Below are 25,475 nucleotides of genomic sequence, written 5' to 3' on the forward strand. Positions count from 1 at the left end.
AGATAAAATGATACTTAAAAACCCTTTGGATATGCATTTACATTTACGCGATGAAAGCATGCTTGAACTTGTAGCCCCATTTAGTGCAAAAGACTTTAAAGCAGGGGTTATCATGCCAAATTTAATCACCCCACTTACTGAAATAAACACATTAAAATCTTATAAAAAACGCATTTTAAAAGCATGTAAAAATGAAGATTTTATACCTTTGATGACTTTATTTTTTAAAGATTATGATGAGAAATTTTTAGAAAAAATCAAAGATGAGCTTTTTGCTATCAAACTTTACCCTGCAGGTATCACTACCAACTCAGATAATGGAATTTCAAGTTTTGATATAGAAAAGTTAAAACCTACACTAAACGCTATGAGTGAATTAAACATACCTTTGCTTGTGCATGGCGAAACAAATGATTTTGTCATGGATAGAGAAGCAAATTTTGCTAAAATATATGAAAAATTAGCTAAAAACTTTCCAAAATTAAAAATTATAATGGAACATATTACTACTAAGATTTTATGCAACTTGCTAAAAGATTATGAAAATTTATACGCAACTATCACTTTACACCATTTGATGATAACGCTTGATGATGTGGTGGGTGGTAAGATGGATCCGCATTTATTTTGCAAGCCTATTGCAAAACGCTATGAAGACAAAGACGCTTTATGTGAACTTGCTTTTAATGGCTATGAAAAAGTTATGTTTGGAAGCGATAGCGCACCTCATCCTTTGCACACTAAAGAATGCTGTGGTTGCGCAGCTGGGGTATTTAGCGCACCGGTAATTTTACCTGTGTTGGCCGAACTTTTTGAAAAACACTCAAGTGAAATAAATTTACAAAAATTTATTTCAGATAATGCTTGTAAAATCCATAATCTTAAATTTGAAAAAGATAAAATCATCACTTTAGAAAAACAAGAATGGCAAGTGCCGCAAAAATACGGCGATGTGGTGCCATTTATGGCGGGAAAAAATATTAGTTTTATGATTCTTTCATAAAACTAATAATCTTTTTAAAATTATCTTTTTTTATACCAAAAAACACCAAAAAAATATCAGCAATATACCAAAGCAAAATCGCAAATACGCAAATAATGTCCATAGGGGTATCAAATATAACGCATAAAAATAAAAGTGATAATTTAATACAACCAAGAAGCCAATTGCCTTTATAAAATCTATCAACCCCGCAAGAGCCAAAAGCAATACTTAAGATTAATCCAAACTCGGCATTTTTAAACTTAACTAAAGTAAGTTTTTGAAGCTTATCTTCCGAAATGTGCTTTAATTGTTCTTCAACAAAAGATAGTTTATTTGCAGGAATTTTGTCTTTAAGATAAAGCAAAAACATCTTAATTATCAATCCAAAATACTATAAATTTTTGATAAGTTTCTCTTTTTGGTTTCTTTCCATACAAAATATAAATCTACCAAAACATATAGAGTAACAATCAATCTTAAAGTATCAATTTGTGTTACTGTTACAATCACAACAATAAAAATAAATAAAGCAATCTTAGCAAAAGCAATTTTTTTATCGCCAATATAAAATCTATCCGCACCACACCATCCAAAGAAAATACCTATAACCAAAGCAACTATATTACTTTTTAAAGGCGTTAAAGCAATTTGAGATAAAGCTTCCTCTGATGCATTAGATAATTTTTGTTGTAATTCACTCCATTTGTCTGATGGGGTTTTATCTTTAAGAGATAAAAATACAGAATTTGTATCCATTATATTTCCTTTGTGTTTATTTTATGAAAGAATATATTCATTTTATAAATAAAATTTTAATATTTGCTTCTACAACATCTTCTACCTCATCTTTTATAAAGCTTTCTAACTCTTGTTTGTTTGCATTAATGCCATTCATATTCAAATGCCATAAAGCATTTTCTATCGCACTTTCTTTATCTCTTTTTACCACTCTAGTTTCGTTAAAAACTTCATACTCATAAGGGATATTTTGTGCATTTAAAAAACTTTGCAAGTCCTCTTCATAAAAACCTTTAAAATACGTGTTAAAATGCTCAAATATAGGATCTAAAAAGCTACTTTTGCGCCTACTTGCCCAGCCTAAATACACCTTTTTAGAAGCTAAGTTTAAAAAAGCTTTATAGTCTTTTTCATTTTGTAAAGCAGGAGACATACTCAAAAAAGCTAAGTCAAATTTCGTGTTATTATTTTTATAAAAGTTTTCAAAATCTAAATTTAGGGTTTTTACATTTGATATAGCATGAGTTTTTGCATCTTCTTGTAAAATTTCAAGCATAGCACTAGAGCTATCTACACCCAAAACACTTTTTGCTTTTTGTGCTAAATGCAAAGTCCAAACACCACTCCCACAACCTATATCCACTACACTTTTACCTTGTAAGGATCCAAGTTTTGCAAAAGTAGCTTTTTGAATTTCGTTTAAACTAGGATTATACCTTGCATAGCTTTTTGCTTTTTTATTCCATAAATTCATCTTCACTCCTTATTTTTTCTAATATAGTATAATATTTTTTTGTTTTTAGAAAGGAAAATTATGCGTGTATTGTTTTTGTGTTTGATTTCATTTTTAAGTATATACGCCAAAGATTTGGTAAGTGTTAGTATAGCCCCACAAGCTTACTTTGTAAAACAAATTGCTAAAGACACTTTAGATATTAATATAGTCATACCACCTAATGCAAATGAGCATACTTTCGAATTTAAACCAAGTGGTATTTTAAAACTTGAAAAAAGCGATATTTACTTCACAGCAAATTTAGAATTTGAAAAAATTTGGATTTTAAAACTTAAAGATAATCTCAAAAATACCAAAATCATCTCTACTCAAAATGGCATTGATTTTATACCTTTGCAAGAGCATACTCACGAAGGACACCATCATCATGGAGATGACCCTCACACATGGCTTGATCCACTTTTGGCAAAAACTCATGCTAAAAATATCACCCTAGCACTTATAGAACAATACCCACAAAATAAAGCATTTTATGAGCAAAATTTAGAAAATTTCTTAAAAGAAATGGATGCATTAAATTTACAAATACAAGCTTTATTTAAAAATGCAAAAAACAAGCATTTTCTAGTCTATCATCCATCTTGGGGGTATTTTGCAAAAAGATATCATCTAAGTCAAATTCCTGTTGAAATAGAAGGAAAAGAACCTAAGCCAAAAGACTTGGCCAAGCTTGCAAAACTCATACAAAAAGAGCAAATAAAAGCTATTTTTGTACCCAAAGGAGCCAATAACAATACTATTAAAGCTATGGCGAGTAATTATAATCTTAAAATCATAGAACTTGATCATTTGCCAAGTGATTATAAAAATGAGCTTTTAAAAGATGCAAAAAATATAGCAAGTGTTTTACAATGATAAAAATCAATATTAAAAATTTAAACTTTTCTTATAATCAAGATGAGGTTTTAAAAAATATCAACCTAAACTATGAAAGCAAAGACTTTTTAGCTATAGTAGGGCCAAATGGCGGGGGTAAATCTACACTTTTAAAACTCATACTAGGCTTGCTAAATAGCCATAAAAACATAAACTTTGAGGGATTGAGCTTAAAAGATATAGGCTATGTCCCACAAAATACTTTAGCTAATCCAAACTTTCCAGTACGCGTGCTAGAAGTGGTGATGATGGGAAGGGTGGATAAAAAATTCTTTGGTTTTTACACCAAAAAAGATCAAGAACAAGCCTTGCTAGCCTTAGAAAAAGTAGGTATGAGAAATTTTTGGGATAAAAAAATCAACGAACTAAGCGGGGGTCAAAGACAAAGAGTTTACATTGCAAGAGCCCTAGCAAGTGAATGCAAGCTTTTGATCCTTGATGAGCCTACTGCAAGTATAGATACTAAAGGCTCTGTGCAGATTTTTGAGCTTTTGAAAAAATTACACGAAAGCGGGGTTGGTGTGATAGTAATATGCCATGATTTAAATGTAAGCTTAGCTTATGCAAATAAAATCGCGTATTTAAACAAAGAGTTATTCTTGCATGAAAACACCCCTGAAAAAAAGGCACATTTACTAGCACATTTAAGCCAAAATCACACGCATTTTTGTGATGTGGAGCTTAGCTTGGAGCAGTGTTGTTGTGAAGGAAAAAACCATGCTTGAACTTTTATCTAGCTCTTTTATACAAAATGCTTTTTTGGCTGCATTTTTAACTAGTATTGCTTGTGGGATTATGGGGACTTTAATCATGATCAACCGCTTAAGCTCTATGGCAGGAGGCATTACACATGGGGCTTTTGGGGGTATAGGTATAGCATTTTATTTTGGTTTGCCAGTACTTGTCAGCACGAGTTTATTTACTCTTTTTTTAGCCTTGCTTGTAGCGTTTTTAGTGCAAAAATATCCTTTTAGAAGCGATAATATAGTCGGGGTTATATGGGCTTTTGGAATGGCTGTTGGTATCATACTCATAGACTTAACCCCTGGGTATAATGGTGATTTAATGGGGTATTTATTTGGTAGTATTTTGTCTGTACCTACACAAGATATAGTTTTATTTGCAGTGATTGATGTGATTTTTATCATTTTAGTATTGCTTTTTTATCGTCAATTTGAAATTCTAAGCTTTGATAAAGAATTTGCAAGCTTAAGAGGGGTTAAAACTAATCTTTTTCATTATCTTTTAATCGCAATGATGGCTTTTTGTATCGTTATAAGTATCAAAGTAGTAGGACTTATACTTGTGATAGCTTTACTTAGCATACCTGCATTTATCGCTGAGAGCTTTTCTAAAAAACTTGGTCAAATGATGATCATCTCTACGCTTTTGAGCATAAGTTTTTGCGTGATAGGGCTTTTTGTGAGTTTTTATTATAATCTTGCAAGTGGAGCTTGTATCATAGCTAGCGCTTGTATAGCTTTTGTGCTTTATCTTTGTTTTAGTGCTTTTTTAAAGAAAAGTTAAAATTTACTTTTACCTTAAAATGCTATTTTCATGCACTCTTAAAAAACTAGCAAATTTTGGCTTGCCATTTTTGGTTAAGCCATTGAATTTAAAAGTGATGATAGCACCAACTGGCGGAGGGTTTAAGCGATCGCTTTCTTTAAAACCTGAGCCTATTTTAAAACTTACTTTTTTACCCTCAATCACTGCTTCACAAAGCAAAGATCCCATTTTACCTTCAAATTTTCCTTTGCCTTCAAAATGCTTTTTTACAACACATTCTGCATCATCAAAAGGTTTTAGTTTAAAAGCATTGTTTGATCTTTTCTTTTCATAAGGTGCGTTGTTTAATCTTATGATCACGCCCTCGCCTTTATGCGAAATGATGTCTTGGTAAAATTGCTTTAAATGATTTTTATCTTTAATGCGAATTTGTGGGATGATTTTTATAAAATCATTTGGATTTTTAGCCAAATACTTTTTTAAAATTTCTAATCTTGCTTCTAAAGTACAAGGATCAAGCTTAAATTCCTCGCAAGCATTTGGTACATCAAAGATATTATAACTTACTTTTTGCCAAAGTTTTTCATCAGGATTTTCTTGGCGTATTAAAGATGAAATTTCTTCAAAAGAAGCTCTTTTTATCCAAAGTTCTCCATCTAACTCAAATTTAGGAAAGTTTTTTGTGAAAAATAAAGGGAGTTTTATAGCATTTCCTGCTCTTGTTTGCATAGACTTACCACTCCAAAGCCCTCTTACGCCATCGAGTTTTTCGCTCATGAGATAATGGCTTAAATTTATATCTTTAAATGCTTTTTCATCATAAACTTTAAAAAGTAAAATATCTTTTGCAAAAAGAGGATTTAAAAAGAGAGTAGAAAGAAAAACAAGGCTTATAAAAAGCCTTGCAGTAAGATTAAAGTGCTTTTTTAGCAGCATCTGCTATTTTAGCAAAAGCAGCTGCGTCATTCATCGCTAAATCAGCTAAGATTTTTCTATCAAGCTCAATGCCTGCTTTTTTAAGACCATTTATAAATCTTGAATAACTAATATCATTTAGTCTGCAAGCTGCATTGATACGTACTATCCAAAGACGACGGAAATCACGTTTTTTGCGGCGTCTATCACGATACGCATAAACCAAACTTCTTTCTAATTGTTCTTTAGCTTTTCTAAAGTGTTTGCGGCGACCACTATAAAAACCACGCGCAAGTTTTAAAACTTTTTTATGTCTGCGGCGTCTTACAACACCTGTTTTTACTCTTGCCATATTTATCCTTTCACAAATTGGCGTTCGTTAAACGAATCTTGCCCTTTAAAACAAGGGGAGTTTGAATGACTTTTGTCAAAAACTAAATTTAAGCGAGCTTAAATTCCTAACATTTTTTCAACCGCTTTAACATTGGTTGAGTGAACATACTTAGAAGTGCGAAGATCACGCATTCTTTTAGCAGGTTTTTTAGTCAAAATGTGGCTTCTATAAGCAGCACCTCTTTTGATTTTATTTTTACCTACTTTGAAGCGTTTAACAGCACTTTTAACGCTTTTCATTTTTGGCATGTGTATCCTTTGGATAAATTTTTTCATAAAAGAAAGCTATCATTTTACTACAACTATGCTTTAGAAAAATTAAATTCTAATTCTTCTTTTTTAACACATAAAGTTGTTCTTGTATGTGCATAGAGCGTTTAGAAAGGTTTCTACTAGCTCTAAAGGCATTATACTTTTGCTCAAGCACAAAGCATTCTCCAAGACTTTGAAGTCTTTTTGTGAAATTTTCTTTTTTTACAAAACCCTCACAATTATAAGAAAGCAATACGATCTTAGCTTTTAAATCATTTATCAAATCAAACAAAGCATCTTCGGCTTTTTTTTCTTTGTTAAAAGCACTGCGGTTCCAGTCTTTTGGTATACCAGAAACCTTTGAAATTTCCTTTGGCTTTTTATAATTTGCGATTAAATTTAACATAAAATAATTTGACCCATAAGGATGCTGATTATAAGGCGGGTCTAAATACGCCACATCAAAACTATCAAGCTCTTTAGCTAAAACATTTGCATCTTTTTGAAAAACCTCATATTCACAAGTAAAATTTGAAAAAATAGGCATTTTTAAAGCTATATCGCCTTTTATACGACTAAGCGCATTTGCTCCATTTCCTCCAAATTTACCAATGCCATTTTTATCTTTATAAAAGCCTTTAAAAACCCCACTTGTATTTGCATGCACGCTTGCTTCATAGATAAGCGGTGCGATAAAGTATTTTTGTATATTACTTGGCAGGCTTGAAATTTTTTCTCGCATAGAGTCTAAATACATAGCGTTTTTAAGCGTGTAGAAAACTCTTTCATTCTTTTGGATACACTCATCATCATTTGGCGCATAAAGCTTACTTATAAAGCCTTTTTTGAGTTTTAAATCAGAAATTAAAAAATCATAATATTTTTGTAATTCTTGTAAAAATTGTGTATTTTGATTGCTCAAATAACACTCATTGATGATTTTAGAATAATCTTCCAAATCATTTGCCATGATAAAACTCGCATAAGGCCTCACAAAACGCGAAACCACCCCAGAACCACTAAATACATCACAAAAGCTAAATTTGTCTTTTTTAAGCTCATTCTGTGCGAATTTAAAGCCTTGATTTAAAAACTCAAGCAAAGATCTTTTATTACCAAGATAAGTTATGATTTGTTCTTTTAAAAATTGTGGATTTTCTTCTAGCATAAGCTTAAAATACAAGCCTTAAAAAGGCTTGTGATTATTTTTTCTTTTTAGGAGTTACTAGCATATTTACATAGCGTCCTTCGAGTAAAGGCTCTTTGTCTCTATCTGCTATATCTTCAACCATTTGCCAAATTTTTTCAAGCAAAGCTACCCCTGCTTCAGGAGAGCCCATCTCACGACCTTTTAAAAACACTCTAAATTTCACATGCTTGCCTTGCTCTAAAAACTCACTTGCATGTTTGACCTTATAATTAATGTCATTTTGAGCGATTTTCACAGAAAGTTTGATTTCTTTTATATCAATAACTTTTTGTTTTTTCTTTGCTTCTTTTTGTTTCTTTTCTTGTTGATAACGGAATTTTCCATAATCCATTATCTTACATACAGGTGGTTTGGCTTCGGGGGCTATCATCACCAAATCAAGCCCTAGTCTATTTGCTATATCTAGTGCTTCATCACTACTAATAATGCCATAAACCTTGCCATCATCACCTATACATCTGATCTCATCTGCTTGAATTTCTTCATTTAGCAATACTTCTTTTTCTTTACTCAAAAGCGTACCTCACTTAATTTCTCCTTTGTTAGGGTTATAAATTCATCTAAAGTCATTGTTTTTTGTTCTTTTGCTCTTCTATCTCTTAAAGCCACACTTTTATTTGCTACTTCTTCATCGCCTAAAACAAGTATCATAGGCACATGTGCTTTTTCTGCGGTGCGGATTTTTTTGTTTAAGCTTTCGTTTTTATTATATACTTCACTATCAATACCAAGCTCTAAAAGCTTTCTTGCTATTTCTTTTGCATATTCATGATGATTTTGTGAAATAGGCACTATAGCTACTTGAGTTGGTGCTATGAAAAATGGCAACTCACCCGCACAATGCTCTACTAAAATTCCTATAAATCTTTCAAAAGAACCCAAAATAGCACGGTGAAGCATTACAGGTTGTTTTTTCTCATTATCTGCGTCTGTGTATTCGAGTTTAAAACGGCTTGGTAAGTTAAAATCTACTTGTATAGTTCCACACTGCCATTTTCTTTTTAGCGCATCAGTGATTTTAATATCGATTTTTGGACCATAGAAAGCTCCACCACCCTCATCAATACCATATTTTAAACCTTGCTCATCTAAAGCTTCTTTTAAAGCCTTTGTAGCTATATCCCAAATTTCATCATCGCCTATTGCTTTTGCTGGGCGTGTTGAAATTTCCATTTCATAATCAAACTCAAAAGCTTTCATCAAAGTATCAACAAAGCTTAAAATTTCTAAAACTTGTTCTTTTATCTGACTTGGCATACAAAAAATATGCGCATCATCTTGAGTGAATTCTCTTACTCTAAAAAGCCCGTGTAAAACTCCACTTTTTTCATGGCGGTGCACCACACCGTATTCAAAAAATTTCAAAGGTAAATCACGATAACTTCTAACATCACTTTGATAAATTTTAATATGCCCTACACAATTCATAGGCTTAATGCCGTATTCTTGCTCATCAATTTGCGTAAAATACATATTTTCTTTATAGTTTGTATAATGCCCGCTAATTTTCCACGCATCAGCTTTTAAAAGCTCAGGCCCACGCACAGGCTCATAACCTCTTAATCTATGTGCTTTATATAGCAAATGCTCTAATTTACTTCTTAATTTTGCACCATTGCTAAGCCATATAGGAAGCCCACCGCCTATTTCATCATCAAAGGCAAAAAGCTTCATTTCATTACCAAGTTTTCTATGATCTCTTTTTTTAGCTTCTTCAATGATTTTTAAGTATTCATTTAAACTTTCTTTATCTGCAAAAGCAGTACCATAAATTCTTGTGAGCATTTCTCTTTTTTCATCACCACCCAAATACGCACCAGCTACACGAGTAAGCTTGAAAAATCTTAAATACCTAGTATTTGGCACATGAGGCCCACGGCATAAATCTTCAAATTCGCCTTGCTTATAAATACTTACTTTTCCATCAGGAATTCTTAGTAAAACTTCTTGTTTTAAATCATCATTAGCAAATTTTTCTTTAACCTCAGTCTTTGAGAGTTCATATTTTGTAATGTCTAGCTTTGCTTCTGCTAGTTCTTTCATTTTCTTTTCGATTTTGCTTAAGTCTTCTTCTGAAATCTTACTATCAACTCTAAAATCATAATAAAACCCATCTTCTATCACAGGCCCTACGAAAAATTTAGCCTCTGGATATAAACTTTTAATCGCTTGAGCCATTAAATGCGCACAAGAGTGGCGGATAACTTCTAAACTTTCTTTAGAGTTATCAAAATAAATCGGAGTTAAATTTGTATCATTGTTAAAACTTTGAGTATCTATCAAAGTTTCATTATTTGCATATGCAATTATATCTTTTGTCATTTCTACCCTTAACACTCACTAACCTTGTGAGCTTAAATTAAAATATAAGACTAATTTTAGCTATGAAAAACTTAAACTTTTTTTAAATAAAGGATATTTTTATATTTCAAACACCCGTTCTTGATATATCTAAAGTACCGCTCATAAAAAGGTATAAAAATACAAAACCTAAAATTATCCTATAAATTCCAAAAGGTATGAAGTTTATCTTGCTGATTAATTTTAAAAATATTTTAATTACTACAAAAGCCACTATAAAAGCTGTTATAAAACCTATGGCTAAAGGAATGAAATTATTCATATTGCTTAAAACTTGTGGTTCTTTATAAATGCTATAAGCTGTTGCTATAATCATAGTAGGAATTGCAAGTAAAAATGAAAACTCAGAAGCCACCTTGCGATCAAGTCCAAGCAATAAACCGCCTATAATGCTTGCTCCGCTTCTTGAAGTACCTGGTATGATAGCAAGAGCTTGAGCTAAACCTATCAAAAAAGCTTGTTTATAGCTTACTTCATCTAAAGAATGTATACCATAGTCTTTTTTTCTATGTTTAAGTTCTATAATTATAAAAATAATCCCACCAATGATTAACATAGTAGCCACGGTATAGCCATTAAATATTTCTTTTAAAAACTTATATGCTATAAAACCCACCCCACCTGCAGGCAAAAAGCCCACAGCAAGTTTTAACCAAATATCAAGTTTTTGAGTTAGTTTATCTTTGAAAATAAAAATTACCGCTAGTATAGAACCAAGTTGAATAATGATGAAAAAACTTCTCCAAAAATCATCTATATTTAAACCCAAAATTTCAGCACCTAAAATCATATGTCCTGTAGATGAAACAGGTAAAAATTCTGTCAAACCCTCGATAATTCCTAAAATCAAAGCATAATAATAATCTAAATTCATTTTTTAAGTACTCTTCTTGCAAAAATTAGCATGATCGCTACAAACACTACAAAACCTATAATCCCATTGTCTTTAAATGAAGTTGCAATAGCAAGTGGATCTTCAGCCCCACCTCTACTAATAGAAAGCACAGTTAAACCAGCTATTAACACCCCAAATAAACTCTCACCTACTATCAAACCAGAGGCAAATAAGGTTCCTTTTTGCTCATGCTCTTGAATGAATTCTTTTTTATGAGCATTTTTAGCATATCTTTGCTCCAAACGCTTTTTGATTAAATATGCTAATAATCCGCCTACAAATAAAGGCATATTAACAGCAGGTGGTAAATATATACCTATACCAACAGCTAAAGGTGGCAAAGACATATTTTTCTTTCTTAATAAACGATCGACGATAATTATACCAATGCCCACAAAGGCTCCCGCTATAATATAACTCCAATCAATATTAGCATTAAAAATGCCTTGTGCTATAGTGCTCATTAAATTTGCTTGTGGTGCAGCAAGTGCATTTGCCTCATCCATTCCTTCTCTTGGCATTGCACCCACAAAACCATAAGCTTGATATAATAAATTTAACACAGGAGCGATAGCCAAAGCTCCAAACACACAACCTATAATCAAAGAAACTTGTTGTTTCCAAGGAGTTGCACCCACTAAATAGCCAGTTTTTAAATCTTGTAAATTATCATTAGAAATAGCAGCAGTTGCTAAAATAACACTAGTAGTAAATATAGCAAAAGCGATGGCAAATTTAGACATTAAAGGATCGCTAAATAAATCTACTTGATAACCCAAAAGTAAAATAATCAAAGAAGAAATCATAATCCCAATAAGTCCTATACCCGAAATAGGAGAAGATGATGAACCCACCAAACCTGCCATATATCCACAAGCAGAAGCTACAAAAAAGCCTATGAAAATAGCTACTAAAGTTCCTACCAAAGCAAAAAGAATTTGATAACCACTTGCTAAATTTGAATCAGCCACAAAAGCATAAAATGAAATAAACAAACCTATACACATAAGCACAAATAAACCTAGCATAGTTTTTAAAGATAAATCCATATCTTTAGGATCTTGTGAGAGGTTTAATGAGGTTTTTTTAAGCATATTTTTCATGCCATCATAAACAGGCTTTGCAAGCTCTATTAAAGTCCATAATGCTGCTATAGCAATAGCTCCTGTACCTATTAAGCGTACTTTTTGAGCCCAAATTTGATTAGCTATATCAAGCGCACTTAAACTCGCATCAAAACTTTCTTTAGCAGAAAAATACGGCACAAAAACCATCCAAGCAAGCACCATACCCGCAAGCAATGCAACACCTCCGGCTATACCTACTAAGTATCCAGCACCCAAAAGTGCCACTGAATAACCCATAGAAAAACCAAAAGTCATTTTTTGCCAAATGAATGCAAAACTGCTTCCACTTGAAAGTAGTTTAAAACCGCTTGAAAAAAGACTTATCACAGAAGCAAAAGCCACGCCAAGTGTGATTTCTTTTAAGCCTGCTTTTCCTTTTTTATCAGCTTGATCTTTATTGGCCACTTTTAAAATTTCAGCAGCAGCTCTTCCTTCAGGATAAGCTAATTTACTCTCTACTACCATGGCTCTACGCAAAGGTATAGTAAAAAGCACACCTAATCCACCTCCACAAAGACAGAGCATAAAAGTAAGCCAAAGTGGAAATTCAAACCAATATCCACACATAAAAAGACCTGGTATAACAAAAATCACAGCCGAAAGCGTACCTGCAGCTGAAACTTGAGTTTGAACCATATTATTTTCTAAAATATTAGAGTCTTTAAAGATTTTTAAAACAGCCATTGCAATCACAACAGCAGGAATAGAAGTAGAAAAAGTAAGACCAACTTTGAGCCCCAAATATACATTTGAGGCGGTAAAAATAATCGTTAAAATACTTCCTAGTATTATACCCCTAAGCGTAAGCTCCGGTAGTGAGTTTTTTGTATGCATTTTGCTTCTCCATTTTTATTGACAACCTTCACATTCTATAGTTCTATCAACCACATCATCATTTACTTTTTGACTATCAGGACTTTCACTTCTTAGATAATAAGTTGATTTAACACCTAATTCCCAAGCAAGTTGATAAATTTCATTTAAATATCCACCGCTTGCTTTATCTAAAGAAACAAAGATATTTAATGATTGACCTTGATCAATCCATTTACCACGAATCGCTGCTGCTTTTACTAAGATTTTTTGATCAAGCTCATAAGCAGGAGTGTAATACTGCCAAGTATTAGCACTTAGATTTGGCACTACAGTTGGTATCATACCGCTTAAGTTTTGCTCAAACCATTTTCTTTTATATACAGGCTCAATCGTTTGGGTAGTGCCTACTAAAATAGAGATAGAAGAAGTTGGCGCTATGGCCATTAAATAACCATTTCTTATACCATCTTTTTTTAGTTTTTCTCTTAATTTTTCCCAATCACACTCGCTTTGATCAAACAAACCTTCACTTGCGGTAAGTTTTTTAGCATTTTCATTTGCTACATCAATTGGCACTATACCTTTGCTCCAGTTTGATCCTTCAAAGTCAGGATAGCTTCCTTTTTCTAAAGCTAAATTTGAGCTAGCTAAAATAGCTTCATAACTAATCATCTCCATAATATGGTCAATTTTTTCAAAATGCTCATTAGAACCCCAATAAATTTGAGCTTCGGCTAGCATTTGTGCTTCACCCATTACACCAAGCCCTATAGCGCGTGATTTTAAATTGGTATTTTTAACCTTTACATGGGGATAAAAATTTAAATCAATCACATTATCAAGCATTCTTATAGCTGTTGGCACTACTCTTTGAATATCTTCTTTGGTGTTGATTTTACTTAAGTTTATACTTGCTAGATTACAAACTGCAGTCTTTCCTTCGTTTTTATATTTTTCTACTATATAGACTTTTTTACCATTAATACTATCTAAAGTAGAAACTTTCTTAGCAAGTTTTTTATATCCTCCATCTATTGTAAGCTCTTCATCCTCATCTAAATAAAGCTTTGTTTTATCATCAAATACGATTTTGATTTGATAATAATTTGGATCTGTATTTTGAAAAATTTCTGTACATAAATTTGAACTTCTTATAATTCCTGCATGAGAATTTGGATTTGTTTTGTTTGCACTATCTTTAAAACATAAAAATGGCATACCTGTTTCAAAATAAGATAAAAGTATTTTTTTCCAAAGCTCTTTTGCATCTATAATTTCTTTAGCTATGCTTTCATCTTTTTCAAATTCTTCGTATTTTTTTTCAAATTCTTCACCGTATAAATCGCATAAACTTGCTGTATCAGCAGGATCAAAAAGCGTCCATTTATCATTTGCTCTTACTCTTTTCATGAATAAATCATTAATCCACAAAGCAGGGAAAAGCTCATGTGCTCTTCTTCTTTCTTCACCTGAGTTTTTACGCAAGTCTAAAAAGTCATTAATATCCATATGCCAAGGTTCAATATAAACTGCAATCGCCCCTTTTCTAGTACCAAGTTGATCAACAGCTACTGCTATATCGTTAGTGATTTTTAAAAATGGTATGATCCCACCTGCTGCATTTTTATGCCCATCTATACTTCCACCCATAGCGCGCACCTTAGACCAATCCCAGCCTATACCACCGCCAAATTTAGATAAAAGTGCCATTTCTTGATAAGAGTCAAAAATTCCTTCTATATTATCAGGCGTGCTTCCTATATAACATGAGCTTAATTGGTGTCTTGTAGTTCTTGCATTTGAAAGGGTTGGAGTTGCAAGCATTACTTCAAAAGTTGAGATCAAATCATAAAATTTCTTAGCCCAAGTTTGAGAATCTAGCTCATTTTGTGCTAAAAACATTGCAATAGCCATAAACATTTGCTGTGGTAATTCTATAGGCATACCTTTAGAATCTTTAATCAAATATCTATCATATAAAGTTTTTATACCAAGATAAGTAAATTGCAAATCACGTTCTGGCTTTATATAAGCATTAAGATCATCTAAATCATATTTTTCTTTTAAGCCAATTAAAATCCTACCTTCTTTTTCACCTTTTTCAAGATATTCTCTTAAATGTTTATATCCATTATAACCACTTACTTTTTTATATAAATCATATAAAAATAATCTTGCAGCAACAAAGGTCCAATTAGGTCTATCAATATCTATTTTATCTACTGCTGTTTTAATTAAAGTTTGTTGGATTTCTTCTGTTGTTATACCATCACGAAATTGAATTTTTGCATCTACTTCAAGCTCGCTTTGGCTAACATTTTCTAAATTTGCCACCGCATCAGTGGTATATTTTTTAATTTTAGAAACATCTAATTCTTCAGTTCTTCCATTTCTTTTTAATACTTTCACTCACAACCCCTAGTTTATTATTTAAATGTTCTTTCAAAAATTTTATCTACATTCTTTGTATAGTAGTTATAATCAAAGCAATTTCTAATATCTGCTTCACTTAAAGACTTTTTCAAATCCTCATCAGCTAATAAAGCTAGCAAAAACAAACTCTCGCCTTTTTCATTTAAAGCAGGCTTACCATTTTGCAAATCAGCCCAAACTTTCATAGCATTTCTTTGAACGATTTTGTAAGCTTCTTCTCTGCTTATACCTTTAAATGGAAGTTCAAGCAACACTCTTTGAGAAAATACAAGTCCTCCGGTTAAATTTAAATTTTTCATCATATTTTCTGGATACACCAAAAGCTTTTCTATCACACCACATAATCTTGAAAGCATAAAATCAGTCGTGATAAAAGCATCAGGTAATACAAATCTTTCTACACTAGAATGTGATATATCTCTTTCATGCCACAATGCTACATTTTCCAAAGCAGGTGTTACATAAGCTCTTATCATCCTGCAAAGACCGGTGATATTTTCACTCAAAACAGGATTTCTTTTATGAGGCATAGCCGAGCTTCCTTTTTGTCCTTGAGAAAAATACTCTTCAGCTTCATATACTTCTGTTCTTTGAAAATGGCGGATAGCAACAGCAATTTGCTCACAACTTGAAGCTAAAATAGCTAAAGCTGAGATAACTTGTGCGTAACGATCTCTTTGTATGACTTGGTTTGAAACTGGTGCTGGCTTAAGATCTAAGTTTTTGCAAACTTCTTCTTCAAACTCAAGTGGAGCATGAGCAAAATTTCCCATGGCACCGCTGATTTTTCCATAGCTAATCACTTCTTTTGCGTGAATGATTAAATCTTTTGCATGAACTAGTGAATCATACCAAATAGCCAAAACCAAACCAAAAGTTATAGGCTCTCCATGAATTCCATGACTTCTTCCTACCATTAAGGTATTTTTATGCTCATATGCTCTTGTTTTAATCGCTGCTAAAACTTGATCTAAATCTTGCAAGATTAATTCTAAACTATCTTTAATTTGCAAAGCAACTGCAGTGTCAATACAATCTGAACTTGTCATTGCATAATGTACAAAACGACTTTCCTCGCCCAAACTTTCACTTACACTAGTTAAAAAAGCAATAACATCATGTTTGGTAGTTTTTTCTATCTCATCTATTCTCGCTATATCAAATTTTGCATTTTTTATAATTTTTTCACAATCATCATCTTTAATAAGACCAAGTTTATTCCACGCTTTCACAGCAGCTAATTCCACTTTTAACCATGCATCATATTTTGCTTGCATGTCCCATTTTTTAGCCATGATTTCTCTACTATATCTTTCAACCATTTTCAAGACCTTTTTTTATATAATTTTTTATGAAAAAATAGCTTGAATTTTATTATAAATTACCTAAGAAAGTTATTAAATGGCATACATAAAAAAGAAACTAGCAAATAATGGAAAAAAGGCATTTAGACTACTTATGGATGAGTTAAAAATTTCTATGCGTGAAGCACAAAAACTCATTGACAAAAAAAGACTATTTTGTAATGGAAATTTGGTAGAAGAAAAAAACAAATTTTTAGATGGCTTAGTGGAATTAATCGTATATGAAAATAACCCTAAAGGATTGGAAATAGTTTATGAAAATGAAGATTTTGCTGTAGTAGAAAAACCAAGCGGGGTACTAACTCATCCTAATGGACGCAATTGTACTTATAGTCTTTGTGATGAAATTTGGCATTTATGGGGTGAAAAAGCTTGCGTAGCTCATAGATTAGATAAAGAAACAAGCGGGCTTTTACTCATAACTAAACATAAAAATGCACAAATTGAGTTAAAAACCATGTTTGAAAAAAGATTAGTGCAAAAAAGCTATTTTGCTCTAGTAAAAGGAAAAACTAAAAAAGAATTTATAGTAGATAAAAGCATGGATTTGGCTAAAGACTATGATGCAGTAAAAACTAGGATGCATATTTGTGAAAATGGTAAAGAAGCTTTAACGCAATTTTACACTTTAGAATATTTTGAAAATTTAGATACTAGTTTAATTTTAGCTAAACCTCTAACAGGCAGACAACACCAAATAAGACTACATTTGTTTCATGTGAAACATAAAATTTTAGGTGAACCTTTATATGGTTTAGAAAAAACACAAATTGAGCAAATATTAGATGGAAAAATGAGCAATATAAAAAGAACTCAAATCACAGGTGCTAAAAGACTACTTTTGCACTCTTTTAGCTTAGAATTTACATATAAAAATCAAAAATTTTTGATACAATCTCAAAAAGATATAAAAGATGAGTTTTTGAAAAATTTATCTTAATCTTTTTCTAATTTTAAAACCTTATCAGTTTGGATTGCAACTGCAATTTGCTTAGCTGGCTTACCATAATCCCTACAATAATCACAAGATTTATAAAAATCTTGAGAATAAAATTCAAAAAATCTTTCTTTAGAATCCTCTAAATTTAAAAAATCGCCATTAAATTCTTCAAGTCCTTTTAAGCGTGACAAGGAACTTGATATAGGGCAAACAAAAACAGCTCCTTTAGGTGCTAATTGTTTATTTTCTAAGCCCTCAGATGTCATCAAACTTACACATGGCATTTGACAATTACGATAATTTTTGATTATATCTTCTTTACTTCTACCACGTTTATAAATTTTTTCAGGGTCACTCCAAGTAGAATTTTCGCCACTAGAGTCCATAGAAAATGGAATTTTATTTTCTTTTAATTTTCTTAAAATATTTTCTTGTTTTAGTGGAATTTTTAAATTTGGCGATCTTTTGTAATCTGAAATCGTAATTTTTCTAACCTTATTAGATTTTTTTAACTTTTTCATCAATTCATCTTTAAAATCAATGGTTGCATTAGTAACTAAAGAAAAAGTTAGTATTTTTTTTTGAGTATCTAAATAATCAATCAATTGTGGTAAATCTTTAAATAACAAAGGCTCTCCACCTATGATTCTAACTCTTGCGATAGAATCTACCTTAGATAAAAGTAACTCTAATGATTCTATAATACCCTCTAAAGTACAAGCATATTGATTTGATGGTGAAAAATATTGCATCAAATTATTGCATGACTCACAGCGCAAAGTACATCTTGTAGTTAAAACTAATTCTAAATAAGGAATATCCACCTTACCCTCTAAAACTCTCTTTTCGAAGTATTTTTTCAAATAAAATTTTTTCATCAAAGCAGCATAAGGAACTTTAAAAATTCTAGCAACTCCTCTTTTACCATTTAAATACGAAAAATACCAAGAAATATTTGGTTTTATATATCTATTTTGAAATAATTGATTTTCTAACAATTGTTTTTTATCTATCATTATTTTTCCCTTCATTTTTTAATACATAAATAATTCCACCAAGTCCTATGATCACCACTATGCTTATAAAAATAAGCTGTGCTATATCTAAAAAAGTCATTGTTTACTCTGCCTTTCTTTAAGCTGTCCGCATGCAGCTGAAATATCAAGTCCTTTACTTTCTCTTATCGTACAAGTAACACCTTTGGCACTTAAATAATCTTGAAATTTAACCGCATTTTCAACACTTGGTCTTTTATATAAACTTCCTTCATGTGGATTAAAAAGTATTAAATTCACTTTAGCTTTTATGCCATTTAAGAGCTTCACTAGTTCTTTTGCATGTTCTATTTTGTCATTTATCCCATCAATTAAAAGGTACTCAAACATTACTCTTTTACGTTGATCTATAGGAAAATTTCTCACTGCTTCCATAATACTTGCTATATTATAAGCTTTATTAATAGGCATTAATTCACTTCTAAGCTCATCATTTACAGCATGGAGCGAAATAGCCAAAAGCACACCCAAATTCATTTCTCCAAGCTCTTTGATCTGTTTTGCTAAACCGCTTGTACTTATAGTTTGTCTTCTAGGGCTTATTGCCAAAGCATCATTATCGGCTAAAATTCTAACTGCCTTAGAAACATTTTTAAGATTATCCAAAGGTTCACCCATACCCATATAGACTATGTTAACTCTTCTTTCATAAGGTATGTTGTTATGTTTTTTAATCCACAAAATTTGTCCTACTATTTCTCCTGCACTTAAATTTCTTTTCAAGCCGCCTTTAGCAGTCAGACAAAAACTACACCCACTTTTACACCCCACTTGAGAGGAAACACAAATAGTATATCTTGCATGTTTGATGATTTTTCCATTTTCATCTACAAGTTCTTCTTTCATTGGTAGCAAAACAGCTTCTATTTTTTTACCATCTAAAAGTTCAAAAAGATATTTTATACTACCATCTTTGCTTTTTTCATCTTTCACACATTTTAGAGGTGAAAAATGAAAATTTTCTTGCAAGTACACTCTAAAATCTTTTGGCAAAGACGACATTTGTAAAAAATCGTCTGCATATTTTTTATATACCCATTCAAAAATTTGCTTTGCTCTAAATTTTGGCTGAACTAAATTTTCTAATTCTTCTTTAGTAAAATCTAATATATTTTTTAATTCACTCAATTTTTTTCCTATATAAGTTTTTTATCTAACAAAAAATCTTTTAATAATTCTTTTGCTTTTTGGTGATTTTTTAAAAAATCTTCATGTGCAAATTCATTACAAAAATTTGTCGCACATAAATAACAAATTCCTTCTATCCCTTGCATTTTTGCACAAGAAAGCACTGCATATGCTTCCATATTTTCTATATGTACGCCCTTTTTAAAAAATTCTTGAGCGATATTTTCATCTTTACAAATATAATTTGAAGAATTAATCATAGTTTCATGTGAAACATTTAATCTAATCTCATTTGCTATAGGTGTATAAAAACTATCAAATAAATCTGAGTATTCTAAATTTGTAGCATTAGAACTTTCATAAATGTCTAAAATTTTTCCTTCTTGGTAAATTCCACATGTACCTATAAAAATTACCCTATCTACTTTTACTTGACTTAAAATTTTACCTAAAGAAAAAGCAGAATTAACCAAGCCTATGCCTATACTTTGTGCAAATTTAAAATCCTCATTTCCTCCTGCACATACTATAAGATTTTTCAAAAATTAACCTTTATAAAAAATAATTCAAATTTTATCTAATTAGCGCTTAAAATAATGCTATAATTAATGTTTTTTAGATAAAATAAATTTATGATAAAAGCAAAAAAACATTTTGGACAAAATTTTTTATGTGATAAAAGCGTGGTAGATAAAATCATCCAAGCCATACCCAAAGATACTAAAAATATAGTTGAGATTGGGCCTGGCTTAGGTGATTTAACGCAAGAACTTTTGAAAATCCCACAAGCTCATGTTAGAGCTTATGAGATTGATAAAGATTTGATTCCTATTTTAAATAAAAAATTTCAAAATGAGATTGAAGGTGGAAATTTTGAGCTTATCCATCAAAATGCAAGCGATGCTTTTGATCAAGGAAGTTTAAGCGATAAAGAGTACTTTTTGGTAGCAAATTTACCATATTATATTGCTACAAATTTGATTTTAAAAGCCCTAGAAGATCAAAATTGTCTTGGGCTTATAGTAATGGTGCAAAAAGAAGTGGCACAGAAATTTTGTGCAAATGAAAAAGAAAGTAATTTTTCGGCTTTAGGGGTGCTTTGTGCATTGATATGCCAAAGACAAATGCTTTTTGATATACAACCACAAAGCTTTAATCCTCCACCAAAAGTTACTTCAGCTGTAATGAAGTTAATAAAAACTACTCATTATCAGCAAAAATGTGAAAATATAGAAGCTTTTAAAGAATTTCTTAGAGCTTGTTTTCAAAATCCTAGAAAACAACTCTTATCTAATTTTAAAAATAAAAAAGAAAAAATTTTAAAAGCATTTGAAGCACTAGACATCTCTTCTACCTCAAGAGCTCATGAAATTAGCGTTGATTCATACCTTAAAATTTATGACTATTTAAAGGATGACTATGAGCGAAAAAAACAAAACTCAAGAACAAAATAAAGCTAAAAAATTTAATAAATTTAGAAACAAAAGAAAAAAAGATTCGCAAAATCAAGAGCAAAATAGTGAAATTAAAAACGAAACAAAAGTAGAAAATACTCAAACTGAAGCTAGCGAAGAAAAAAAGAAAAAGAAAAAAAATAGAAATTTACCTTCTAAATTAAGCGGTAATGAAGAATGGCAAATAGAACTTGCCAAAAGCATAGAAGCTAATAAAATCATGCACGAGCTAAGACTCCACCCTTTAAAACACAACAACTCAAGCGAACATAAAATTCGTATTACGCCTTTGGGTGGACTTGGGGAAATCGGTGGAAATATCACTGTTTTTGAAACCAACAACGATGCGATTATCGTTGATATAGGTATGAGTTTTCCAGATGGAACCATGCATGGAGTAGATATTATCATACCTGATTTTGACTATGTAAGAAAGATTAAAAACAAAATTCGCGCTATCATTATCACTCATGCTCATGAAGATCATATCGGTGCTGTGCCGTATTTTTTCAAAGAATTTCAATTTCCTATCTACGCAACACCTTTAGCATTAGGTATGATTTCAAATAAATTTGAAGAACATGGTTTAAAAGCTGAGCGTAAATGGTTTAGACCTATAACAAAAAGAAAAATTTATGAAATAGGCGAGTTTAACTTAGAATGGATTCATATAACCCACTCTATCATCGATGCTTGTGCTTTAGCTATTAAAACTAAAGCAGGAACCATCATACACACTGGCGATTTTAAAATAGATCAAACACCAATTGATGGTTATCCAACGGATTTAAGTCGTTTAGCTCAATATGGCGAGGAAGGCGTGCTTTGTCTTTTAAGCGATAGTACAAACTCATATAAAGAAGGTTATACAAAAAGTGAAAGTTCCGTAGGACCTACTTTTGATCAAATTTTTTCTAAAACTAAAGGCAGGGTAATCATGAGCACCTTTAGTTCTAATATACACCGTGTATATCAAGCTATTAGTTATGGTTTAAAATACGGTAGAAAAGTGTGTGTTATAGGACGCTCTATGGAAAGAAATCTCTATACCACTATGGAACTTGGTTATATCAAACTTGATAGAAAAATTTTCATTGATGCAGACGAAGTAAGCAAATATAAAGATAATGAAGTACTAATTGTCACTACGGGAAGTCAAGGCGAGACTATGAGTGCTTTATATAGAATGGCTACAGATGAGCATAAATTTATCAAAATCAAACCTAGCGATCAAGTTATCATTTCGGCTAAAGCAATACCAGGTAATGAAGCAAATGTTTCTGCTGTGCTTGATTTTCTTTTAAAAGCAGGGGCTAAAGTAGCTTATCAAGAATTTAGTGAAATTCATGTAAGTGGACATGCTAGTATAGAAGAACAAAAACTCATGCTAACTTTGGTAAAACCTAAATTTTTCTTACCAGTGCATGGAGAATACAATCATATCAATAAACACAAAGAAACTGCTCTAAAATGTGGCATACCCGAAAGAAATATCTACTTAATGAGTGATGGAGATCAAGTAGAGCTTTGCCAAAAATACATCAAACGTGTAAAAACAGTTAAAACAGGAAAAGTCTTTGTAGATAATCAAATCAACAAACAAATCGCAGATGATGTAGTAATTGATAGACAAAAACTAGCAGATAGTGGCATAGTTGTCATCATTGCTCAGCTTGATAAAGCAAGTAAAACACTGATTAATAAACCAAGAGTATTTAGCTATGGCTTGGTAGCTGATAAACAAGATGGAGCATTCTCAAAAGAAATGAGCGATGTTTTAAGTCAATTTTTCCCAAATGTAAAAGATGAAATTTTAGATAATCCAAAAGTTTTAGAAGCTCAAATTAGACAAGTACTAAGAAAGCATATTTTTAGAAAAATCAAAAAATATCCAACCATAGTACCAACTATTTTTGTGATGTAAAGTAAAATTATGAGAATTAATAAATTCATCTCACACAATAGCAAATATTCTCGCCGCGAGGCTGATGAGTTAATCAAGCAAGGCTTAGTAAAAATCAATAAAAAAACAGCCTTGCTAAGTGATAGTGTAAATGCTGAAGATAAAGTTTTTATCAATGGTAAAAAACTCCATAAGAAAACACAATTTTCAGTCATCATTTATCATAAACAAAAAGGTGAAATAGTTAGTAAAAAAGATGATAGAGGTAGAAAAACCATCTATCATACCCTGCCAAAACAATTTAGCACTTGGCTTAGTGTAGGAAGGCTTGACTTTGCAAGCGAGGGATTGCTTTTATTAACTGATTCGCCTGTGATAGCAGATGCGCTTATGCATAGTGATTTAGAAAGAGAATATTACTTAAAAGTAAAAGGTAATATAGATAAAAATGTCATTGAAGCTATGCAAAATGGCTTAGAAATTCAAAATGAAAAAAAAGGGGCTCATGCTAAAACTAAAATAACTTCAATGAGTTTTGCTCCATTTTTAGGCTTTGAAATTTTTGGCTCAAGCGGAGGCTATACGAAGCTAAAAGTAATCATTAATGAAGGTAAAAATAGAGAACTAAGACGTTTTTTTGGACATTTTGATTTAGAAGTGATGGATCTTAAAAGAGTAGCTTTTGGAGCATTAGATCTTGGTATGTTAAAAGCTGGCAAATATCGTTATTTGGAAAATGGCGAGTATGAAAAACTACGCGATTTTTTAAAAACAAATGATATTAGATATTAATACTTTAAAAATACTTAAATTAATTGAAATTTAATTTTAATTTTGTATAATTAGCAATTTAATTTATATAAAAAAGGAAAATTATGGCAAACCATAAATCTGCTGAAAAAAGAGCAAGACAGACTATCAAAAGAACTGAAAGAAATAGATTTTATAGAACAAGATTAAAAAACATTACAAAAGCGGTTCGTGAAGCAGCAGCAAACAATGATAAAGAAGCTGCACAAAATGCATTAAAAGTAGCTAATAAAAGTATTCACGCTATGGTAAGTCGTGGATTTTTGAAAAAACAAACTGCATCACGCCGTGTTAGCAGATTGGCATTATTGGTAAATAAATTAGCATAATTTAATGTTAGCTGATAAACTCAAACCTTTTTTAGCACGCTTTGATGAGTTAAACACTCTTCTTAGCGATGTTAATATCTCTAATGATATTTCTAAAATGACAGCTCTATCTAAAGAGCAAAAAAATTTAGAACCTATAGTAGAAAAAGCAAAAGAGTATCTCAAAACCTTAGATGATATAGAAGAAAACAAACTTCTTTTATCTGATCCTGAACTAGGGGAACTTGCAAAAGAAGAACTTAAAAATCTCGAAGTTTTAAAACCGCAATTTGAAGAAGAATTAAAAATTCTTTTACTACCTAAAGATCCAAATGATGATAAAAATATATTTTTAGAAATTCGTGCAGGAACGGGTGGTGATGAAGCTTCTTTATTTGTTGGGGACTTAGTAAAAGCTTATATACGCTATGCAGAAAATCGTGATTATAAATACGAAATTGTAAGCTCAAGCGAAGGTAGCGTAGGGGGATTTAAAGAAATTATCATTCTTATTAAAGGAAATGGAGCTTATTCGAGACTAAAATACGAAGGTGGCACGCACAGAGTTCAAAGAGTACCTGAAACAGAATCTCAAGGTAGAGTTCATACTTCAGCTATTACAGTGGCTATTATGCCTGAAGTTGATGATGTTGAAATTCAAATCAATCCAAATGATTTAAAAATCGATGTAATGCGTAGTAGCGGTCATGGTGGACAAAGCGTAAATACCACAGATAGTGCTGTAAGAATCACTCACATTCCAACAGGTATAGTTGTAGTAAATCAAGATGGTAAAAGCCAACACAAAAACAAAGAAAGTGCCATGAAAGTCTTAAAAGCAAGACTTTTTGAAATGCAAGAACAAGAACGTTTAACTAAAGAAAGCGAGGCAAGAAAATCACAAGTTGGAAGTGGCGATAGAAGCGAACGCATACGCACTTATAATTTCCCTCAAAATAGAATTAGTGATCATAGAATAAATCTTACTTTATATAGACTTGATGCGATTTTAGAAGGTGGGCTTTTTGATGAGATCATTGAGCCATTAATCGCTTATTATCAAGCAGAAGCTTTAAAACAAGAAAATTTATAAACCTTAATCCTCTCCCCAGAATCTACTTAATCTACATTAAGCTTAAATATTTAAGCTTAATGTGATAGAGTTTGCTAATAAGGAGTTTATGTTTATCACTATAAAAATCTTTTA

At 31.5% G+C, this 25,475-nt stretch carries 27 protein-coding genes; 10 read left to right on the top strand and 17 right to left on the bottom strand.

Features of this window, described 5'->3' with window-relative positions; genetic code table 11:
• Positions 1 to 7 precede the first annotated feature (7 nt).
• Entirely contained in the window at positions 8 to 1,003 is a 996-nt protein-coding gene (gene pyrC / locus ACOTVC_RS04365) for a dihydroorotase (RefSeq protein WP_087684889.1), read from the top strand.
• Here pyrC and ACOTVC_RS04370 read toward each other — a convergent pair.
• The 3 genes from ACOTVC_RS04370 to ACOTVC_RS04380 are packed head-to-tail and all read right to left on the bottom strand — an operon-like array spanning position 987 to position 2,477.
• The gene (locus ACOTVC_RS04370) at positions 987 to 1,355 is read right to left on the bottom strand and encodes a TM2 domain-containing protein (protein ID WP_250323631.1); all 369 of its coding nucleotides are present in this window, start codon (positions 1,353 to 1,355) and stop codon (positions 987 to 989) included. The two genes, pyrC and ACOTVC_RS04370, sit on opposite strands and share 17 nt — an antisense overlap.
• An 8-nt stretch (positions 1,356 to 1,363) precedes the next feature.
• Entirely contained in the window at positions 1,364 to 1,741 is a 378-nt protein-coding gene (locus ACOTVC_RS04375) for a TM2 domain-containing protein (RefSeq protein WP_039640460.1), read from the bottom strand.
• 37 nt (positions 1,742 to 1,778) lie between these two features.
• Complete coding sequence (locus ACOTVC_RS04380; protein ID WP_087684888.1) at positions 1,779 to 2,477, bottom strand: class I SAM-dependent methyltransferase; 699 nt, start codon at positions 2,475 to 2,477, stop codon at positions 1,779 to 1,781.
• Between the two features lie 60 nt (positions 2,478 to 2,537).
• Here ACOTVC_RS04380 and ACOTVC_RS04385 point away from each other — a divergent pair, with 60 nt between their 5' ends.
• From ACOTVC_RS04385 to ACOTVC_RS04395, 3 genes are read left to right on the top strand one after another with little or no spacing between them, the layout of a single operon-like run.
• On the top strand, positions 2,538 to 3,374 hold the full coding sequence (locus ACOTVC_RS04385; protein ID WP_257905898.1) for a metal ABC transporter solute-binding protein, Zn/Mn family: 837 nt from the start codon (positions 2,538 to 2,540) through the stop codon (positions 3,372 to 3,374).
• The gene (locus tag ACOTVC_RS04390; RefSeq protein ID WP_039625060.1) at positions 3,371 to 4,120 is read left to right on the top strand and encodes a metal ABC transporter ATP-binding protein; all 750 of its coding nucleotides are present in this window, start codon (positions 3,371 to 3,373) and stop codon (positions 4,118 to 4,120) included. Before ACOTVC_RS04385 ends, ACOTVC_RS04390 begins: the two co-directional genes overlap by 4 nt.
• The gene (locus ACOTVC_RS04395; RefSeq protein ID WP_039625059.1) at positions 4,113 to 4,922 is read left to right on the top strand and encodes a zinc ABC transporter, integral membrane protein; all 810 of its coding nucleotides are present in this window, start codon (positions 4,113 to 4,115) and stop codon (positions 4,920 to 4,922) included. Before ACOTVC_RS04390 ends, ACOTVC_RS04395 begins: the two co-directional genes overlap by 8 nt.
• A gap of 9 nt (positions 4,923 to 4,931) precedes the next feature.
• Here the strand turns inward: ACOTVC_RS04395 and ACOTVC_RS04400 are convergent, their stop codons facing one another.
• The 10 genes from ACOTVC_RS04400 to purB form a co-directional block, all read right to left on the bottom strand.
• The gene (locus tag ACOTVC_RS04400; RefSeq protein ID WP_257905899.1) at positions 4,932 to 5,840 is read right to left on the bottom strand and encodes a DNA ligase; all 909 of its coding nucleotides are present in this window, start codon (positions 5,838 to 5,840) and stop codon (positions 4,932 to 4,934) included.
• Entirely contained in the window at positions 5,818 to 6,171 is a 354-nt protein-coding gene (gene rplT, locus ACOTVC_RS04405) for a 50S ribosomal protein L20 (protein WP_039617097.1), read from the bottom strand. The genes ACOTVC_RS04400 and rplT overlap by 23 nt, the downstream gene beginning before the upstream one ends.
• Positions 6,172 to 6,269: 98 nt before the next feature.
• Entirely contained in the window at positions 6,270 to 6,461 is a 192-nt protein-coding gene (gene rpmI, locus ACOTVC_RS04410; protein ID WP_039617094.1) for a 50S ribosomal protein L35, read from the bottom strand.
• A gap of 76 nt (positions 6,462 to 6,537) precedes the next feature.
• Positions 6,538 to 7,632 (bottom strand): DNA adenine methylase, encoded by a 1,095-nt coding sequence (locus tag ACOTVC_RS04415; protein ID WP_421627809.1) that lies wholly within the window; start codon positions 7,630 to 7,632, stop codon positions 6,538 to 6,540.
• Positions 7,633 to 7,666: 34 nt separating this feature from the next.
• Positions 7,667 to 8,188: a translation initiation factor IF-3 gene (gene infC / locus ACOTVC_RS04420; RefSeq protein ID WP_039617082.1), complete on the bottom strand. Its 522-nt coding sequence runs from the start codon at positions 8,186 to 8,188 to the stop codon at positions 7,667 to 7,669.
• Entirely contained in the window at positions 8,185 to 9,996 is a 1,812-nt protein-coding gene (thrS, locus tag ACOTVC_RS04425; RefSeq protein WP_214115377.1) for a threonine--tRNA ligase, read from the bottom strand. Before thrS ends, infC begins: the two co-directional genes overlap by 4 nt.
• 106 nt (positions 9,997 to 10,102) lie before the next feature.
• On the bottom strand, positions 10,103 to 10,909 hold the full coding sequence (locus ACOTVC_RS04430; RefSeq protein ID WP_421627811.1) for an undecaprenyl-diphosphate phosphatase: 807 nt from the start codon (positions 10,907 to 10,909) through the stop codon (positions 10,103 to 10,105).
• Positions 10,906 to 12,891: an OPT family oligopeptide transporter gene (locus ACOTVC_RS04435; RefSeq protein ID WP_421627813.1), complete on the bottom strand. Its 1,986-nt coding sequence runs from the start codon at positions 12,889 to 12,891 to the stop codon at positions 10,906 to 10,908. The genes ACOTVC_RS04430 and ACOTVC_RS04435 overlap by 4 nt, the downstream gene beginning before the upstream one ends.
• Positions 12,892 to 12,906: 15 nt before the next feature.
• Positions 12,907 to 15,282 (bottom strand): ribonucleoside-diphosphate reductase subunit alpha, encoded by a 2,376-nt coding sequence (locus tag ACOTVC_RS04440; protein ID WP_421627815.1) that lies wholly within the window; start codon positions 15,280 to 15,282, stop codon positions 12,907 to 12,909.
• Positions 15,283 to 15,299: 17 nt separating this feature from the next.
• Entirely contained in the window at positions 15,300 to 16,628 is a 1,329-nt protein-coding gene (gene purB / locus ACOTVC_RS04445) for an adenylosuccinate lyase (RefSeq protein WP_039625018.1), read from the bottom strand.
• A 79-nt stretch (positions 16,629 to 16,707) separates the two neighbouring features.
• Between purB and ACOTVC_RS04450 the strand changes: the two genes are divergently transcribed.
• Positions 16,708 to 17,610 carry an RluA family pseudouridine synthase gene (locus ACOTVC_RS04450; protein ID WP_421627817.1) on the top strand — a complete coding sequence of 301 codons (903 nt, stop codon included), beginning with the start codon at positions 16,708 to 16,710 and terminating at the stop codon, positions 17,608 to 17,610.
• Here the strand turns inward: ACOTVC_RS04450 and ACOTVC_RS04455 are convergent.
• From ACOTVC_RS04455 to ACOTVC_RS04470, 4 genes are read right to left on the bottom strand one after another with little or no spacing between them, the layout of a single operon-like run.
• Positions 17,607 to 18,626 (bottom strand): radical SAM protein, encoded by a 1,020-nt coding sequence (locus ACOTVC_RS04455; protein ID WP_214116144.1) that lies wholly within the window; start codon positions 18,624 to 18,626, stop codon positions 17,607 to 17,609. The genes ACOTVC_RS04450 and ACOTVC_RS04455 overlap by 4 nt on opposite strands.
• Positions 18,616 to 18,726 carry a hypothetical protein gene (locus ACOTVC_RS04460; RefSeq protein WP_087699086.1) on the bottom strand — a complete coding sequence of 37 codons (111 nt, stop codon included), beginning with the start codon at positions 18,724 to 18,726 and terminating at the stop codon, positions 18,616 to 18,618. Before ACOTVC_RS04460 ends, ACOTVC_RS04455 begins: the two co-directional genes overlap by 11 nt.
• Positions 18,723 to 19,793 (bottom strand): 23S rRNA (adenine(2503)-C(2))-methyltransferase RlmN, encoded by a 1,071-nt coding sequence (rlmN, locus tag ACOTVC_RS04465; RefSeq protein WP_214116142.1) that lies wholly within the window; start codon positions 19,791 to 19,793, stop codon positions 18,723 to 18,725. Before rlmN ends, ACOTVC_RS04460 begins: the two co-directional genes overlap by 4 nt.
• Positions 19,794 to 19,801: 8 nt before the next feature.
• Positions 19,802 to 20,335 (bottom strand): purine-nucleoside phosphorylase, encoded by a 534-nt coding sequence (locus ACOTVC_RS04470; protein ID WP_214116140.1) that lies wholly within the window; start codon positions 20,333 to 20,335, stop codon positions 19,802 to 19,804.
• Positions 20,336 to 20,425: 90 nt separating this feature from the next.
• Between ACOTVC_RS04470 and rsmA the strand changes: the two genes are divergently transcribed.
• The 5 genes from rsmA (at position 20,426) to prfA (ending at position 25,361) form a co-directional block, all read left to right on the top strand.
• The gene (gene rsmA / locus ACOTVC_RS04475) at positions 20,426 to 21,247 is read left to right on the top strand and encodes a 16S rRNA (adenine(1518)-N(6)/adenine(1519)-N(6))-dimethyltransferase RsmA (protein WP_214116138.1); all 822 of its coding nucleotides are present in this window, start codon (positions 20,426 to 20,428) and stop codon (positions 21,245 to 21,247) included.
• Positions 21,213 to 23,171, top strand: a complete 1,959-nt coding sequence (locus ACOTVC_RS04480; protein ID WP_421627819.1) for a ribonuclease J — start codon at positions 21,213 to 21,215, stop codon at positions 23,169 to 23,171. The genes rsmA and ACOTVC_RS04480 overlap by 35 nt, the downstream gene beginning before the upstream one ends.
• A gap of 9 nt (positions 23,172 to 23,180) precedes the next feature.
• Positions 23,181 to 23,942, top strand: coding sequence for a pseudouridine synthase (locus ACOTVC_RS04485; RefSeq protein WP_214099280.1), 762 nt, complete (start codon positions 23,181 to 23,183; stop codon positions 23,940 to 23,942).
• Between the two features lie 83 nt (positions 23,943 to 24,025).
• Positions 24,026 to 24,289 carry a 30S ribosomal protein S20 gene (rpsT, locus tag ACOTVC_RS04490; RefSeq protein ID WP_039617063.1) on the top strand — a complete coding sequence of 88 codons (264 nt, stop codon included), beginning with the start codon at positions 24,026 to 24,028 and terminating at the stop codon, positions 24,287 to 24,289.
• A gap of 4 nt (positions 24,290 to 24,293) precedes the next feature.
• On the top strand, positions 24,294 to 25,361 hold the full coding sequence (gene prfA / locus ACOTVC_RS04495; RefSeq protein WP_087685291.1) for a peptide chain release factor 1: 1,068 nt from the start codon (positions 24,294 to 24,296) through the stop codon (positions 25,359 to 25,361).
• Positions 25,362 to 25,475: the final 114 nt, after the last annotated feature.

Source organism: Campylobacter sp. GB48 (assembly GCF_049221845.1).
Taxonomy (GTDB): Bacteria; Campylobacterota; Campylobacteria; order Campylobacterales; family Campylobacteraceae; genus Campylobacter_D; species Campylobacter_D lari_C.